Source organism: Streptomyces sp. NPDC001852 (assembly GCF_042891825.1).
Classification (GTDB): domain Bacteria; phylum Actinomycetota; class Actinomycetes; order Streptomycetales; family Streptomycetaceae; genus Streptomyces.
Map to the genome: position 1 here is coordinate 165,304 of NZ_JBIATN010000003.1, position 15,510 is coordinate 180,813.

General features: G+C 71.1%; 15 protein-coding genes and 1 tRNA gene. 7 read left to right on the plus strand and 9 right to left on the minus strand.

All coding sequences use genetic code 11. The annotated features are described in order from the left end of the window. Positions 1-33 precede the first annotated feature (33 nt). The 7 genes from ACFYZB_RS06080 to galU all read right to left on the minus strand — a co-directional run bounded on the left by ACFYZB_RS06080 (position 34) and on the right by galU (position 5,535). Positions 34-107: transfer RNA gene (locus ACFYZB_RS06080), tRNA-Ala, on the minus strand. A 91-nt stretch (positions 108-198) separates the two neighbouring features. Next, complete coding sequence (gene glpR / locus ACFYZB_RS06085; RefSeq protein WP_388754881.1) at positions 199-1,392, minus strand: gephyrin-like molybdotransferase receptor GlpR; 1,194 nt, start codon at positions 1,390-1,392, stop codon at positions 199-201. Between the two features lie 173 nt (positions 1,393-1,565). Further along, positions 1,566-2,189 (minus strand): GNAT family protein, encoded by a 624-nt coding sequence (locus ACFYZB_RS06090; protein ID WP_351206094.1) that lies wholly within the window; start codon positions 2,187-2,189, stop codon positions 1,566-1,568. Between the two features lie 20 nt (positions 2,190-2,209). Further along, a complete protein-coding gene (locus ACFYZB_RS06095) occupies positions 2,210-2,710 on the minus strand; it encodes a molybdenum cofactor biosynthesis protein B (RefSeq protein WP_388754883.1) in 501 nt (166 codons plus the stop codon). Continuing rightward, the gene (gene moaC, locus ACFYZB_RS06100; protein WP_351206098.1) at positions 2,707-3,219 is read right to left on the minus strand and encodes a cyclic pyranopterin monophosphate synthase MoaC; all 513 of its coding nucleotides are present in this window, start codon (positions 3,217-3,219) and stop codon (positions 2,707-2,709) included. Before moaC ends, ACFYZB_RS06095 begins: the two co-directional genes overlap by 4 nt. Positions 3,220-3,304: 85 nt before the next feature. Then, complete coding sequence (gene glp, locus ACFYZB_RS06105; RefSeq protein WP_388754886.1) at positions 3,305-4,627, minus strand: gephyrin-like molybdotransferase Glp; 1,323 nt, start codon at positions 4,625-4,627, stop codon at positions 3,305-3,307. Beyond that, positions 4,624-5,535 carry a UTP--glucose-1-phosphate uridylyltransferase GalU gene (gene galU, locus ACFYZB_RS06110; RefSeq protein ID WP_388754889.1) on the minus strand — a complete coding sequence of 304 codons (912 nt, stop codon included), beginning with the start codon at positions 5,533-5,535 and terminating at the stop codon, positions 4,624-4,626. The genes glp and galU overlap by 4 nt, the downstream gene beginning before the upstream one ends. A 133-nt stretch (positions 5,536-5,668) precedes the next feature. On the opposite strand from galU, the gene ACFYZB_RS06115 reads away from it, so the two are divergent. Continuing rightward, positions 5,669-6,250, plus strand: a complete 582-nt coding sequence (locus ACFYZB_RS06115) for a 5-formyltetrahydrofolate cyclo-ligase (RefSeq protein WP_388754892.1) — start codon at positions 5,669-5,671, stop codon at positions 6,248-6,250. An 87-nt stretch (positions 6,251-6,337) separates the two neighbouring features. Here ACFYZB_RS06115 and ACFYZB_RS06120 read toward each other — a convergent pair whose 3' ends face one another. Continuing rightward, the gene (locus ACFYZB_RS06120) at positions 6,338-9,172 is read right to left on the minus strand and encodes a penicillin acylase family protein (RefSeq protein ID WP_388754894.1); all 2,835 of its coding nucleotides are present in this window, start codon (positions 9,170-9,172) and stop codon (positions 6,338-6,340) included. A 266-nt stretch (positions 9,173-9,438) separates the two neighbouring features. Here ACFYZB_RS06120 and ACFYZB_RS06125 point away from each other — a divergent pair, with 266 nt between their 5' ends. The 6 genes from ACFYZB_RS06125 (at position 9,439) to mscL (ending at position 15,285) form a co-directional block, all read left to right on the plus strand. Beyond that, on the plus strand, positions 9,439-10,944 hold the full coding sequence (locus tag ACFYZB_RS06125) for a potassium/proton antiporter (RefSeq protein WP_388755638.1): 1,506 nt from the start codon (positions 9,439-9,441) through the stop codon (positions 10,942-10,944). 278 nt (positions 10,945-11,222) lie between these two features. Next, positions 11,223-12,521 (plus strand): MFS transporter, encoded by a 1,299-nt coding sequence (locus ACFYZB_RS06130; protein ID WP_388754897.1) that lies wholly within the window; start codon positions 11,223-11,225, stop codon positions 12,519-12,521. Positions 12,522-12,588: 67 nt separating this feature from the next. Continuing rightward, entirely contained in the window at positions 12,589-12,894 is a 306-nt protein-coding gene (locus ACFYZB_RS06135; protein WP_388754899.1) for an FmdB family zinc ribbon protein, read from the plus strand. Between the two features lie 123 nt (positions 12,895-13,017). Continuing rightward, complete coding sequence (locus tag ACFYZB_RS06140; protein ID WP_351206113.1) at positions 13,018-13,851, plus strand: S-methyl-5'-thioadenosine phosphorylase; 834 nt, start codon at positions 13,018-13,020, stop codon at positions 13,849-13,851. 243 nt (positions 13,852-14,094) lie between these two features. Continuing rightward, positions 14,095-14,691, plus strand: a complete 597-nt coding sequence (locus ACFYZB_RS06145; protein ID WP_388754902.1) for a hypothetical protein — start codon at positions 14,095-14,097, stop codon at positions 14,689-14,691. Between the two features lie 138 nt (positions 14,692-14,829). Beyond that, positions 14,830-15,285: a large conductance mechanosensitive channel protein MscL gene (mscL, locus tag ACFYZB_RS06150; protein ID WP_351206117.1), complete on the plus strand. Its 456-nt coding sequence runs from the start codon at positions 14,830-14,832 to the stop codon at positions 15,283-15,285. Positions 15,286-15,304: 19 nt separating this feature from the next. On the opposite strand, the gene ACFYZB_RS06155 is transcribed toward mscL, so the two are convergent. Then, a complete protein-coding gene (locus ACFYZB_RS06155; RefSeq protein ID WP_351206119.1) occupies positions 15,305-15,481 on the minus strand; it encodes a hypothetical protein in 177 nt (58 codons plus the stop codon). Positions 15,482-15,510: the final 29 nt, after the last annotated feature.

Consider the following 15,510-nt stretch of genomic DNA (forward strand, 5'->3'; position numbering starts at 1 on the left):
GTCGGCTTTCGCCGATCGGGGCTTCATGCTGCGTGGACCTGAGGGGATTTGAACCCCTGGCCCCCTCGATGCGAACGAGGTGCGCTACCGGACTGCGCCACAGGCCCTTGCAACGAGTGAAACTTTAGCATCCCGATCGGGGTGCTTGGAAATCCGTTCCCGGACTGGTCAGCGCGCCTTCCCCAAGTGTGGCGGGCGTCACTCGTTGGCCGCGCGGGGGCGGTCACCGTCCTCGTACTGATCGAAGAGGGGCGTGCGTCCCCCACGCTCGCGCGCCCTGCGCGCGGAGGCCGCGCGGCGCGCGTCACCGCGGCCGCCCGCCGGCTTCTCCCCGGAGGCGGACGTCTGCTCGTCCGCCTCGGCCTCCGGCGTGCGGCTCGCCTCCTGCTCCGGCGCGACCGAGCTGGAGCGCGCCGAACTCCATGTGTCGGGCGCCCCCAGATCCACGTCGGACGTGGCGCGCGGCGCGACCGGCGCGGTCACGTACGTCGGCAGGGGCACCGGCACCGGGTCCCAGCTGTCCCCGCCGGGCCGCCGCTGCCGCTCGCGCTGCTGGTCGACCCACTCGGCGTGGTCGGTCTGCTCGACCAGGGCGCGCCGGTCCGCGGCGAGCGCGGCGAGCCCGGTGTCCGTCTGGGTCCCAGGGGCTTCCTCCGGATCGTCCGCGCCGGGCCCCGCGTCGAGGGGCGCGCGGCGGCGCGGCTGGCGCTCCCGGTCCCGCAGCCGCTGGGCGGCCACCTCGGCGCGCCGGCGGTCCATCTGGTAGGCGAAGCGCCGGCGCTCCTGGGAGCGCAGGTAGGCGATGTACCCGCTGAGCAGCACGGCCGGCACGGCGGGCACCCACAGGAAGGCGAGCCCGCCGACGGCGGCGACGATGGCGCCCAGCGTGAAGGCGAGGAAGAGGACCACGGTGGTGCGCCTGCGGCGCGCGAGGACCTTCGAGCGCCGGGCACGCGCTGCGGCCGCCTGCGCTGAGGCCGTGCTCCCGGCCGCGGACGGCACCCGCTTCTTCGCGGGCGCGGGGCCGGAGCCGGGCGCCCCTGCGGCGCCCTGTTCCCGCGCCGGTTCCGCCCTCCCGGGCGCCTCGGGTTCGGGGTCGGCGTGCACCTGACGACGGGTCGGAGGCATGGCGAAGGCCCGGACGTCCACCGAGTCGGTGACGGCGTCCGGATCGCCGGAGTCCGGCTCCCCCTCCTGGGCGGAGCGCGCCCGCAGGTCCTTGGCGTACCGGCGCTCCATTCCCGCCCGTCCGGACAGCAGCCGGATGGCGGTGCTGAAGCGTTCCGTCGGACGGGCCTCGTTCAGCTCGTCCTGCCTACGGAGCCACATCGGCACCAAGTAGGCGGCCCAGGCCCCGACAATGACTGCGTAGATGAGGCCGCTGCTGCTCACGTCTCACACCGTAGAGGGGTTTGCGTGAGGCCATCCGCCAATTGGGCCGGTGTGTCGCACGATCTGGCTGATATTTCCAGCTTTTTTTGCGACCGATGTGATCAACCGACCGTCTCATGACCGAATTCAATGCCTTCGAGGCGGTCAACAGCCGATCAATTTCGAACACATATTCAATTTCCCGTGCTCTGGGGTTTCTGCCGCACCTGCTGGGAGCGTGCCCGCCGCCACCGGGCGAGCAAACCGTCCGGCACCTCTTCCGCGGTGAGCGCAAACACGAGATGGTCGCGCCAGGCCCCGTCGATGTGCAGATAGCGCGGCCGGAGCCCCTCCTCGCGGAATCCGAGTTTCTCCACGACCCGGCGACTGGGCCGGTTCTCGGGCCGAATGCAGACCTCGATGCGGTGCAGTCCGACGGCGCGGAAACAGTGGTCCACCACCAGCGCGACGGCCGTCGGCATCACACCGCGCCCGGCCACCGCCTCGTCCACCCAGTAACCGACGTGCCCCGAGCACATCGATCCCCAGGTGATCCCGGCGACGGTCAGCTGCCCGACGAGCCGTCCCTGGTACTCGATGACGAACGGCAGCATCCGGCCCGCATTGGCCTCGGAACGCAGGTGCCGGACCATCTGGCGGTAGGTCGGCCGGTGCGCGATCGGGCCGCTCGGCGTGGGCGGCGGAATGGTCGCCTCCCACGGGCGCAGCCAGTCCCGGTTGCGCCGGTTCACCTCGCGCCAGGCCCGCTGGTCGCGCAGCCGTATCGGCCGGAGGACGACATCGCCGTCCGCCAGCACGACGGGCCAGGAAGGGCTGTTCAGCTCGCACCCCCGCTGCTGGGTCTGGGGTGGTCGCCGCCGCGGATCTGGTCGACGGCGTGGGTCAGCAGGGGCTCCAGCACGGCGAGGCCGTCCTTCACCCCGCCCGTGGAGCCCGGCAGGTTGACGATCAGGGTCCGCCGCACGACCCCGGCCAGGCCCCGGGAGAGCGCCGCGGTGGGTACCTTCTGCCGCCCGTAGGCCCGGATGGCCTCCGCGATGCCCGGCACCTCGTGGTCGATCACCGCACGGGTCGCCTCGGGCGTGCGGTCGGTGGGCGAGATCCCGGTGCCGCCGGTGGTGACGATGACGTCGTAGCCGGCGTCGGCCCCCGCACGCAGCGCCGCCTCCACGGGGTGCCCGTCGGGGACGACCCGAGGGCCGTCGACGTCGAAACCGAGGCTCTTCAGGCCGTCGGCCACCAAGGGGCCGCCCTTGTCCTCGTAGACGCCCGCGGCGGCCCTGTTGGAGGCGGTGACCACCAGAGCGCGGTAGGTCATGCCCTGCTCCAGTCGCCCGACTTGCCGCCCGTCTTCTCCTCCACCCGCACGTCCGTGATGACCGCTCCCTTGTCGACCGCCTTGACCATGTCGATCACGGTGAGCGCGGCGACCGTCACGGCGGTGAGGGCCTCCATCTCGACGCCCGTACGGTCCGTCGTCTTCACGGTGGCCTGGATCTCCACGGCGTCGTCCGCGACCGACAGGTCCAGTTTCACACCCGACACCGACAACGGGTGACACAGCGGGATGAGGTCCGGGGTGCGCTTGGCGCCCATGATCCCGGCGATCCGCGCGGTGGCGAGGGCGTCCCCCTTGGGCACCCCCTCGCCGCGCAGCAGCTCGACCACGCGGGGCGAGACGAGGACACGGCCGCCGGCGCGGGCGGTGCGCGCGGTCACGTCCTTCCCGGACACGTCGACCATGCGGGCCGCGCCCGAGTCGTCGATGTGCGTCAGTCCGTCCTGCGCAGGGGGGCCGGGGGTCTCCCCCCGGAAAGACTCAGTCATGCTGTGTGCCGCTCCTGGTCCGGGCCCGTCACAGTGCGGTGGGCAGGCCTGTTGTGCGCGACACGGTACCCCCAACCAGGAAGGCTCAGCCGAGCAGGACCACCTCCACCTCGGCGCCTTCCTCGACGGACTCCACGTCCTCGGGGACGACGATCAGCGCGTCGGCGTGCGCCAGCGCCGCGATCAGGTGCGAGCCGGCGCCGCCCACCGGGGTCACCTCGCCGTCTGCGTACGCACCGCGCAGGAACTGCCGGCGCCCCTTGGGCGAGCGCAGCGCCTTGTCGGTCTTCAGGGTGGCCCGGACGCGGGGCCGGTGCACGTCCGTGAGGCCCATCAGGGCGCGGATGGCCGGGCGGACGAACAGCTCGAAGGAGACGTACGACGACACGGGGTTGCCCGGCAGGGCCAGCAGCGGCGTGTGGTCGGGGCCGATGGAGCCGAAACCCTGGGGCTTGCCGGGCTGCATGGCGAGCTTGCGGAACTCCACCCCGCTGCCCGCCTCGTCCGCGTCACCGACGTGCGACAGCGCCTCCTTGACGACGTCGTACGCCCCGACGCTCACCCCGCCCGTGGTCACCAGCAGGTCGGCGCGGACGAGCTGGTCCTCGATGGTGGAGCGCAGGGTCTCGGCGTCGTCGGCGACGGCGCCCACCCGGTAGGCGATGGCACCGGCGTCCCGCGCGGCGGCGGTGAGGGCGAAGCTGTTGGAGTCGTAGATCTGGCCGCGGCGCAGTTCCTCGCCGGGCTGGACGAGTTCGCTGCCGGTGGACAGGACGACCACGCGCGGGCGCGGGCGGACACGTACCGTGCCGCGGCCGATCGCGGCCAGCAGCGCGATCTGGGGCGGGCCGAGGATCGTCCCGGCCTCCAGGGCGCGGTCGCCGGCCTTCACGTCACTGCCCTGGGCGCGCACATGCGCGCGTGCCTCGACGGGGCGGTGCACCCGCACCTGCCCCGCGGCGCCCTCGGGGGCCAGGCTGCGCGCCCGCATCCCGCTCACGGGGCCCTCGCCGAGTCCGCCGTCGGTCCACTCCACCGGTACGACGGCCTCCGCACCGGGCGGCAGCGGGGCGCCGGTCATGATGCGGGCGGCCTGGCCGGGGCCGACCCGGACCGGGTCGGCCGCGCCCGCCGCGACATCACCGACGACCTCGAGGGCGGCCGGGAACTCCTCGCTGGCGCCCGCCACGTCCGCGACCCGCACCGCGTACCCGTCCATGGAGCTGTTGTCGAACGGAGGCAGGGACACCGCCACCGTCACGTCGTCGACCAGGACGCAGCCCTGGGCGTCGAGCAGTTGCAGCTCGATGGGTTCGAGGGGGCGGACGGTCGAGAGAACGTCCTCCAGGTGCTCGTCCACCGACCACAGGTCGTCCGGGCCGGCGGGGCGGGTCGCGGCGCTGCTCAAGATTGCTGCATCTCCTCGGCTACGTAACTGCGAAGCCAGGCCCGGAAGTCCGGGCCCAGGTCTTCACGTTCGCATGCGAGTCTGACAATGGCACGCAGATAGTCGCCACGGTCACCGGTGTCATAGCGGCGCCCCTTGAAGACGACGCCGTGCACCGGCCCGCCCACCTTCTCGTCCTCGGCGAGTTGCTGGAGGGCGTCGGTGAGCTGGATCTCGCCGCCACGGCCCGGCTCGGTCTTGCGGAGTATGTCGAAGATGTGGGGGTCGAGGACGTAACGGCCGATGACCGCGTAGCTCGAGGGGGCGTCCGCCGCGTCCGGCTTCTCGACCAGACCGGTCACCCGGACGACGTCGCCGTCGGCGGTGGGCTCCACGGCCGCGCAGCCGTAGAGGTGGATCTGCTCGGGCGCGACCTCCATGAGCGCGACCACACTGCCGCCGTGCTGCTCCTGGACCTCGATCATGCGCTGCAGGAGCGGGTCGCGCGGGTCGATCAGGTCGTCGCCCAGGAGCACCGCGAAGGGCTCGTGGCCGACGTGCGGGGCGGCGCACAGCACCGCGTGACCGAGGCCCCTGGGATCGCCCTGGCGCACGTAGTGCATCGTCGCCAGGTCGCTGGACTCCCGCACCTTCGCCAGCCGTTCGGCGTCGCCCTTCTTCTCGAGCGCCGACTCCAGCTCGTAGTTGCGGTCGAAGTGGTCCTCGAGGGGACGCTTGTTGCGCCCGGTGACCATGAGGACGTCGTCGAGCCCCGCCGACACGGCTTCCTCGACCACGTACTGGATCGCCGGCTTGTCGACGACCGGCAGCATCTCCTTGGGAGTGGCTTTGGTGGCCGGCAGGAACCGGGTGCCGAGGCCCGCCGCGGGAATGACAGCCTTGCTGATCCTGGGGTGCGACTGAGTCATGCCCGCAACCATATCCGGTGCCTTTGTGCAGAAACTGTGGCTCCGGTTGGTTGACCCTTTATGACTGCATTCAAGAAGGGTGCGAGAACGACCCGTGGAACACGACGGACGCACGAGCGAGCCTGACAAGCGAATGTTGCGGCGGGAGCTCCTCTCGGTGAGGAACAGGTTGACGGACGACGACGTCGACGAGACCGGCCGCGCGCTGGCGGAGCACGCCCTGGAACTTCCTGAGCTGGCACATGCGCGCACGGTGGCGGCGTACGTATCCGTGGGGAGCGAGCCCGGCACCCCCGCGCTCCTGGACGCGTTGCGCGCGCGGGGAGTGCGGGTGCTGCTGCCCGCGCTGCTGCCCGACAACGACCTCGACTGGGGTGAGTACGCCGGCCCCGACTCCCTCGCGCGGGTCCAACACGGCGGGAAAATGGCGCTTTTCGAACCCTCCGGCGCGCGCCTCGGTCCGGACGCCGTGACGGCCGCGGACGTCGTCCTGCTGCCCGGGCTCGCGGTCGACGCGCGCGGGATGCGCCTGGGGCGCGGCGGAGGGTCGTACGACCGGGTGCTGGCCCGTCTGGAGCGCGCGGGCGCACGCCCACGGCTCGTGGTGCTGCTCTACGACACGGAAGTCGTCGCGCGGGTCCCGGCGGAGGAACACGACAAGCCCGTGCACGCCGTGGTGACACCGTCCGGCGTGCGCCGCTTCCCGGGCGCCTGACCCGGCGCCCCGCCGCCGTACGGAAAACGGCCCTCCACGCGCGCGTGGGGGGCCGTTTCCGTGCCGTCTTTCCGTGCCGTCAGCCGGTCAGGGCTTGAGCACGAGTGTGTCGCTCGTGCTCTTGTCGACCGCGCCGGAGGAGAACGACCAGGGCAGCAGCTCGCCCTTGGCCCACAGACTCGTCTGGTCCGTGTAGTGCGCGCTGAAGGCGTGCCCGGAGGCTCCGGTCAGGTTGATCCACCTGGACTTGTCGAAGTCGGCGAGGTTGACGACCATCCGCATGGACGGCACCCAGACCACGCCGTAGCCGCCGGCGGCGTTCCAGCCGGTCGCGTTCACCGTGGCCTCGCCGCCGCTGAGCTTCCAGGGGCCGCGGTTGAGGATGTACTGCAGCGCCTGGGGGCCGTCGGTGCCGAGCGTCTGGTTCTTCAGGAACAGGCGGTGCAGCCGGCCCCAGCTCCAGGTGTCGATGTCCTTGCCGAGCTTGGCGGTGAGCTCCCAGCGGGCGTCGATCATGGCCCGGGCGAAGAGCTGGTCCATGTCGGTCGCCGCGGGGCGGGTGCCCGACCTGGGGGTCTTCCACCAGTCGCTGTCCGGCTTGTCCATCAGGGTGCGCACGACCTCGAACCAGCGGTCGCCGCCGTCCGGCTGCGCCTGGTCGGTGTCGCGCTCGCCGCACTCGCGCACCTTGCTGTCGTCGTCGACCGGGCCGGTGCTGTCGATCTTGTCGACCCACAGGCACTGTCCCTGGACGCGCAGTTCCTTGGGCAGCTTGTTGCCGAAGGCGAGCTTGAGGATGTTGCGCCAGACCGCGTTGAAGTAGGCCGCCGCCGCGGAGTCGGACTCCTGGGTGTAGTCCCAGCCCTCCAGCAGCTTCTGCGCGTCGCGCACGTTCTTGTCGTCGAGGTTGATCTTCAGCAGCCTGGGCACCAGGAGCTTGGCGATCTCGCTGCTGTTGTCCAGCTGCATCTGCCGCATGTCGTCGGTCGAGATCTTGCCGCCGTCCTTGATCTTCGACTCGATCAGGTCGGTGATGCGCTGGCTGCGGGTGCCGTAGCCCCAGTCGGTGGTGAGGGTGTACGGGTACTTGTCCTTGTCGACCACGGCCTGGTTGGCGGTGACGATGTAGCCGCGCTTGGGGTTGTACTCGTAGGGCAGCTCGCTCTGCTTGATGAAGCCGGTCCAGTGGTACTTCGAGTCCCAGCCCGGGGCCGGGATGGAGCCGTCGTCCACCGAGGAGCGCGTGGGGATCTTTCCGGGCAGCGTGTAGCCGATGTGGCCGTCGGTGTCGGCGTAGATCAGGTTCTGCGAGGGCACGTCGAACAGGGCGGCCGCCTGGCGGAACCCGCTCCAGTCCGCCGCCTTGTCGAGGGCGAACACGGCGTCCATGGAGGTGCCCGGGTCGAGCGCGGTCCACCTGAGGGCGATGCCGTAGCCGTCGCCGCGGTCGGGGGCGGCGGTGTTGACCGTGGCCCGCTTGCCGACCTGGACGAGTTCGTCGTCACGGTCGGACAGCAGCGGCATCCCGTCCTGGGTCTGGCGCACGACGATCGTCTTGGAGGAGCCGCCGGCGACCTTGATGGTCTCCTCGCGGGTCCTGAAGGGCCGGATCTTGCCGTCGTACAGGTAGCCGTTCGCGCTGACCTTCTCCAGGTAGAGGTCGGTGACGTCGACCCCGGAGTTGGTCATGCCCCAGGCGATGTCGGCGTTGTGGCCGATGACCACACCGGGCATGCCGGCAAAGGTGTAGCCGGTCACGTCGTACTGGCACGTGCTGGAGACGGCGCGGCAGTGCAGGCCCATCTGGTACCAGACGGAGGGCAGCGAGGCCGACAGGTGCGGGTCGTTGGCGAGCAGCGGCTTGCCGGTGATGGTGTACTTCCCGGAGACGACCCAGGAGTTGGAGCCGATGCCCTGGCCGTTCACGCCGACGGCGGGGGGGACGTTGTCCAGGACGTTGTAGAGGCCCCCCAGCTGACTTGTGAGCGACGAACCGCTCGTGGCCGAGGTGGAGGAACCGGTCGTGCCCGTCGTGCCCGCGGAGGCGCCCGTGGTGCCCCCGGTCGTGCCGGACGTGCGCGTCGTACCAGTGGTCGTGGAGGTGCCCGTGGCGCCGCTCTGCTGGAAGGACTTGGTCAGCTCGTTGTACTGACCCTCCTGCACGATCGGCTTGTTGCGGCCGTACGGGTACTCCGGGTAGAGGTCCTGGATCTGCTGCGGGCCGAGCCGGCTGGTCATCAGGGCGCGGTCGATCTCGTCCTGCATGTTGCCGCGCAGGTCCCAGGCCATCGCCTTCAGCCAGGAGACGGAGTCGACCGGGGTCCACTGCGCCGGCTTGTAGTCGTTGGTGAAGCCCAGGGCGGCGTACTCCAGGGAGATGTCCTTGCCGTCCTTGCCCTGGAGATAGGCGTTGACGCCCTTCGCGTACGCCTGGAGGTACTTCTTCGTGGCGGCCGACAGCTTGGTGTCGTACTCCTGCTTGGCGATCCGGTCCCAGCCGAGGGTGCGCAGGAACTCGTCGTTCTTGACCTGGCTCTTGCCGAACATCTCGGACAGGCGCCCGGAGGTCATGTGCCGGCGCACGTCCATCTCCCAGAACCGGTCCTGCGCCTGGACGTAGCCCTGCGCCATGAACAGGTCCTCGTCGGAGGACGCGTAGATCTGCGGGATGCCGTTGCCGTCCCGCTTGACGTCGACCGGCCCGGACAGGCCCTGGAGCGTGATCGTGCCCTTGGTCTGCGGGAAGGAGGCGCGGACGGTACTGATCGACCAGTACGCGCCGTAGGCGATGCCTCCGATGATGGCCAGTACCAGGACCAGCACCATCAGTCGGGCTTTGCGCCCCTTCTTCCTGCCGGACTTGGCGGGCGCGGCACCGGTGGTGGCGGTGTCACCCGTTGTGGCGGTGGTGTTGGGGGGCATCGCTGTCCTTGCTGTCCTAACGCGAGCGGCAGGTCGGGCTGTGACTTTGAATGAGCGCTGGAGCAACCATAGGCGCAGGGCCCTGTCCCGCTTGACGCGGAGTCGAGATCCAGCACGTACGAGCGTTCGATCTTGCCCCGACCAGCGTCAAGAAAGCGTCAAGACTTAGGTAAGGTAACGAAGTACTTGGGTGCGGCGCGCCGCAGCCTCGGATCTTGTGTACGTGAGCTCGCGCCCCGCGCGCGGGCCAAGGAAGGGAACCGCCGCTGACTGTTCACCACCTCAACCAGCTCCTGCTCGTCTGCTCCCTGGTGCTGCTCGTCGCCGTCGCGGCCGTGCGGATCTCCTCCCGCAGCGGGCTCCCCAGCCTGCTCGTCTACCTGGGGATCGGCGTCCTCATGGGCCAGGACGGCATCGGGGAGATCCACTTCAACAGTGCCGCGGTCACCCAGGTCATGGGGTACGCCGCCCTGGTCGTGATCCTCGCCGAGGGCGGTCTCGGCACGAAGTGGAAGGAGATCAGGCCGGTCCTGTCGTCCGCCTCCGTCCTGGCGACCTTCGGCGTCGCCGTCAGCGTCGGTGTCACCGCGGCGGGAGCGCACTTCCTGGTCGGGCTGGAGTGGCGGCAGGCGCTCATCATCGGCGCGGTGGTGTCGTCGACGGACGCGGCGGCGGTCTTCTCGGTGCTGCGCAGGGTTCCCCTCCCCGCGCGCGTGACGGGCACGCTGGAGGCGGAGTCCGGCTTCAACGACGCCCCGGTGGTGATCCTGGTCATCGCCTTCTCCACGGCCGGCCCGGTCGAGCACTGGTACGTCCTGCTGAGCGAGATCGCCCTGGAACTGGCCATCGGCGCGGCCATAGGGCTCGCGGTGGGCTGGTTCGGCTCCTGGGGGCTCAAGCACGTGGCCCTGCCGGCCTCCGGCCTCTACCCCATCGCGGTCATGGCGATCGCCGTGACGGCGTACGCCGCCGGCGCCCTGGCGCACGGCAGCGGCTTCCTGGCCGTCTATCTGGCCTCGATGCTGCTCGGCAACGCCAAGCTCCCCCACTGGCCGGCCACGCGCGGCTTCGCCGAGGGGCTCGGCTGGATCGCCCAGATCGGCATGTTCGTCCTGCTCGGCCTGCTGGTCACCCCGCACGAGCTGGGCGACGACGTCTGGCCCGCCCTGCTCATCGGGCTGGTCCTGACCATGGTGGCCCGCCCGTTGAGCGTGGTGCTCAGCCTGGCGCCGTTCCGCGTGCCGTGGCAGGAGCAGACGCTGATGTCATGGGCGGGGCTGCGCGGCGCCGTGCCCATCATCCTGGCGACGATCCCGATGGTGAACGGCGTCCCCGGCAGCCGCCGCATCTTCAACATCGTCTTCGTGCTGGTCGTGGTCTACACCCTCGTCCAGGGGCCGACGCTGCCCTGGCTGGCGCGCACGCTGCGGCTGGGCGAGGCGGGCGAGGCCTCCGACCTCGGCATCGAGTCGGCGCCCTTGGAGCGGCTGCGCGGACACCTGCTGTCCGTCACGATCCCCGAGGGCTCCCGGATGCACGGCGTGGAGGTCAACGAGCTGCGCCTGCCTCCCGGGGCCGCGGTCACCCTCGTCGTCCGCGAAGCAAAATCGTTTGTTCCGCTGCCCACGACAGTGCTGCGCCGGGGCGACGAGTTGCTGGTCGTCGCCATCGACCCGGTCCGCGACGCGGCGGAGCGACGTCTGCGCGCGGTCGCGCACGGCGGCAAGCTGGCCGGCTGGCTCGGCACGAACGGGGCGGGCAGCGCGCATTGACGGCGCATTCCGCACAGTGAACACCCCATGAAATCCCAGGTGGCCTCGTCCATGGTGCTCGTTTTCACAGCCGTAACGGCGACTGATCCCTGTACCATAAAGGCGCACCCTGATCGAACCAACTCTGCCTGACGCAGAGCTGGCGCGACCGCACGGCGGCCGTGTCGCCCCCCACCCTCAGTGGGCGCCGGTATCTACCGCAGTCCGCGCAAGAGGACAGCTCTCGGCACCCGGGCCGCACGAGGCCCGCGCTACCAGGCGGCAGAAAGGCACGGGCCGTGGGATCCACGGTCACCACCTCCGAACCGGAGAAGACCTCGCCGGCCTCGTCCCGACCGGGATACGGACAGCTGCTGCGCACCCGCGGCACCTGGACCTTCCTGCTCCCGGGCTTCGCGGCGCGCCAGCCGTTCGCGATGCTCACCATCTCCATCGTGCTGCTCGTGCAGCACACCACCGGCTCCTACGGCGCCGCCGGCGCCGCCGCGGCCGCCACCGGTGTGTCCATGGCCCTGTTCGCGCCGTACAGCGGGCGCCTCGCCGACCGCCACGGCCAGCGCGCCGTGCTGATCCCCGGCGTGCTGGTGCACACACTGTCCGGACTGACGCTGACGGCGCTCGCACTGGCGCACGCGCCCCTGTGGGCGCTGTTCCTGGCGGCCGTCCCGACCGGCGCCTCGGTACCGCAGATCGGCCCCATGGTGCGTGCGCGCTGGGGCGTGAAGCTGCAGGGTTCGCCCCTGATGAGCACCGCTGCGGCGTTCGAGTCGGTCACGGACGAGCTGACCTTCGTCTTCGGTCCGCTGCTGGCGACGGCGCTGTGCACCGGGGTGACACCGGCGGCCGGCCTGCTCACGGAGGGCGCGCTGACCCTCGTCGGCGGTCTGCTGTTCGCCGCGCAGAAGGGCACGCAGCCGCCGGTGACCGGGGAGAGCGGGCACGCGCGCGTGCAGCACGCCTCCGCGCTGCGCGTGCCGGGCGTGCGCGTGCTGGTCGTGACCTTCCTGGGCATCGGGTCCGTCTTCGGCGGCATGCAGGTGGCGCTCGCCGCGTTCACCCAGTCGATCGGCGAGCCCGGCCTGAACGGCGTCCTCTACGGCGTCTTCGCCGCCGGCAACATGCTGTCCGGCATCGTCTGCGGCGCGATCGCCTGGAAGACCGCCCCCCAGCACCGCCTGGTCGTCGGCTACACGGCGCTCGCGATCGTCGCGTCCGCCCTGTGGACGGCGCACTCCGTGCTGCTGCTCGCCGGGCTCGGCCTGCTGGTCGGCATGTGCATCGCACCGGCACTGATCACCGGCTACACGCTGGTCGAGGGCCTGGTCCCGGCCGCCGCCCGCACGGAGGCCTTCACCTGGCTGACCGGCGCGGTCGCGCTCGGGCAGGCGGCCGCCGTCACGGTCGCCGGACAGCTGGAGGACCGGCTGTGGGACGGCGCGGGATTCCTGGTGCCGATGGGCGGCACGGTGCTCGCACTGGTGACCCTGCTGGCGCTGCGGTCGCGGCTCGTCGCGCGGCCACAGAACCGCACCGTCGCACGTGGCGTCGGTCACCGCGTGCCGGTGACGGTGGACTGATCCCCGGGAATGCGTCACTATGGACCGTCGTTAGCACTCATTGAGTGAGAGTGCCAGGAGGAAGACAGTGCCGACCTACCAGTACCAGTGCACCGAGTGCGGCGAGGGCCTCGAGGCGGTGCAGAAGTTCAGCGACGACGCCTTGACCGAGTGCCCCAGCTGCGGTGGCCGCCTGAAGAAGGTGTTCTCCGCGGTCGGCATCGTCTTCAAGGGCTCCGGCTTCTACCGCAACGACTCCCGCGGCTCCACGTCGAGCAGCAGCCCTGCGTCGAAGTCGTCGAGCACGTCGTCGGCCGACTCGAAGCCCTCGTCCTCGTCCTCGTCCGACTCGAAGTCGTCCTCGTCGAGCTCCACCAGCAGCTCCGCGGCCTGACCTCTTCCTCCCCCGGCCCTGCCGTCGCACGACGGCAGGGTCTTCGGCGCTTCCGGCCGCGCTCGCCCCACGGCTTCCCGGCACCGCTCCCCCACGGTTTCACCGCCCGCTAGTGTGCTGGTCATGGCGAACGCAGAGATCGGCGTGATCGGTGGCTCGGGCTTCTACTCGTTCCTCGACGACGTGACCGAGGTCCAGGTGGAGACCCCCTACGGGCCGCCCAGTGACTCTCTCTTCCTCGGTGAGATCGCCGGCCGACGGGTCGCCTTCCTGCCCCGGCACGGCCGCGGCCACCACCTGCCGCCGCATCGCATCAACTACCGCGCCAATCTCTGGGCACTGCGCTCGGTCGGCGTCCGGCAGGTCCTCGGCCCGTGCGCGGTGGGCGGGCTGCAGCCCGAGTACGGCCCCGGCACCCTGCTCGTGCCGGACCAGTTCGTGGACCGTACGAAGTCCCGGGTGCAGACGTACTTCGACGGGCTGCCGCTGCCCGACGGCACCGTGCCGAACGTCGTGCACGTCTCCATGGCCGACCCCTACTGCCCCGCCGGACGGGCTGCCGCCCTGAAGGCCGCCCGGGGGCGGGACTGGGAGCCGGTGGACGGCGGAACGCTGGTCGTGGTCGAGGGGCCGCGCTTCTCGACGCGTGCCGAATCGTTGTGGCACCGGGCGCAGGGCTGGTCGGTCGTGGGCATGACCGGCCACCCGGAAGCGGCGCTCGCCCGGGAACTTCAGCTGTGCTACACGTCCCTGACCCTGGTCACCGACCTCGACGCCGGCGCCGAGACCGGTGAGGGCGTCTCGCACGAGGACGTGCTCCGGGTGTTCGCGGCCAATGTGGACCGGCTGCGCGGCGTGCTGTTCGACGCGGTGGCGGCACTGCCCGAGAGCGGGGCACGGGACTGTCTGTGCGTGAACGCGCTGGGCGGCATGGATCCGGGCTTCGCGCTGCCGTAGCCATCAGGGGCTGTGGAAGGTCGGCGGCCCGGGGGCGGTCGACAGCGTGGGGATGATCGACGGTCTGGGGACGATCGACGGTCCGGGGACGGTCGGCGGCCTGTGGACAGTCGAGTGGAATTCCCCCTTCGGGTGGCCGAGTTGTCCACAATCCGTTCGTGATCCACCGGCTCCGGCGGGATTCGGCGCCAGGGTTCATCGTGGCCTCGCAAGCCGAATTCCTCGTCGCAGGCGGTGATCCCCGTGCCTTGGTCCTCGTCGTCCCCGAATCCCTCGCCCCATCCCTCCTCGCCCTCTTCCCCGCCGCCCCTCCGGCTCCCGCGTCCGCTCGGCACGGACGCCCCGGCGACCTGTGAGGTCCCGCAGTTCCCGCCGGTGCGGGTGCGCGGCGGGCGGTATCAGCTGCAGCGGCTGGTACGGCACCGCAGGCGGGCCGTCGCGGCCGGCCTCGCGGTGACCGCGGCCGCGCTCGTCGCCGCCGGGCCGCGCACGGGAGCCGCACCGCATCGTGCGGAACAGGCCCGGAACCACCCGGTCACGGTGCCCGCACGCCGGCCCGCGGCGGTGGACGTGGTGACGGCGCCGGTACGGATCGCCGACGCGGCCACCGTCCGGCTGCTACGGCCCGGCGACCGCGTCGACGTCATCGCCGCCGGTGATCCGTCGGCCGGAGGCGTCGCACGGGTGCTCGCGCGCGGCGTCCGGGTGACCGAGGTTCCCGAGCCGCTGGACGACGGGGCCGGGAGCGGGGCGCTGGTCGTGCTGTCGGTGCCGCGTGGCACGGCGGCGCGCCTCGTCGGCGCGAGCGCCACGGCGCGCCTGGCGGTGACCCTGTGCTGAACCGGCTCGGAGGCTTTCTCCGCGGCCTGCCGTCAAGTCGCTCGATCGACCGACGGGACTGGACACGATGGCGGGACCGTGTCGTAGGTTGCGGAGCGTTTCCTTCCACACCCTGTGCATGCGAGGAGAGTCCCCGAGGTGAGCGAGAAGAAGGAACCGAGCGTCTGGCACGGCTTCAAGGCCTTCCTGATGCGCGGCAACGTCGTCGATCTGGCAGTCGCGGTGGTCATCGGCGCGGCCTTCACGAACATCGTGAACTCGGTGGTCAAGGGGGTCATCAACCCGGTTGTGGGTGCGATCGGCACGCAGAACCTGGACAACTACAGCTCGTGCCTGAACTCCTGCCATGGGACGCAGGGCATCCGGCTGATGTGGGGCTCCGTCCTCGGCTCCACGCTGAACTTCCTGATCACCGCGGCGGTCGTGTACTTCCTGATGGTCCTGCCGATGGCGAAGTACCTGGCGCGGCAGTCGGCCCGCAAGGCGGCGCGGGAGGGCACCAGGGAGGTCATCGAGGTGACCGAGCTGGAGGTGCTCAAGGAGATCCGCGACGCGCTGGTCGCGCAGCGTGGATCGGGACACGACGAGCGCTAGCGGCGCCGCTGCGGACGGCTCAGAGGTGGTGGGGCGGCTTCTCGTCGAGGAAACGCTTCAGGTCGGCGACGCTGTCACCGTCCGTGCGCTCGCCCCACCCGCGGTCGGTGTCGTCCGAGGACTGCTGGTCCAGCGGGTCGTCGAAGACCAGCGCGGGCTTCGGGTCACGGGGCTCGGATTCGGGGGCGGTGCGCATGCCTCAAGGGTACGGCTCCGGTGCAAGCG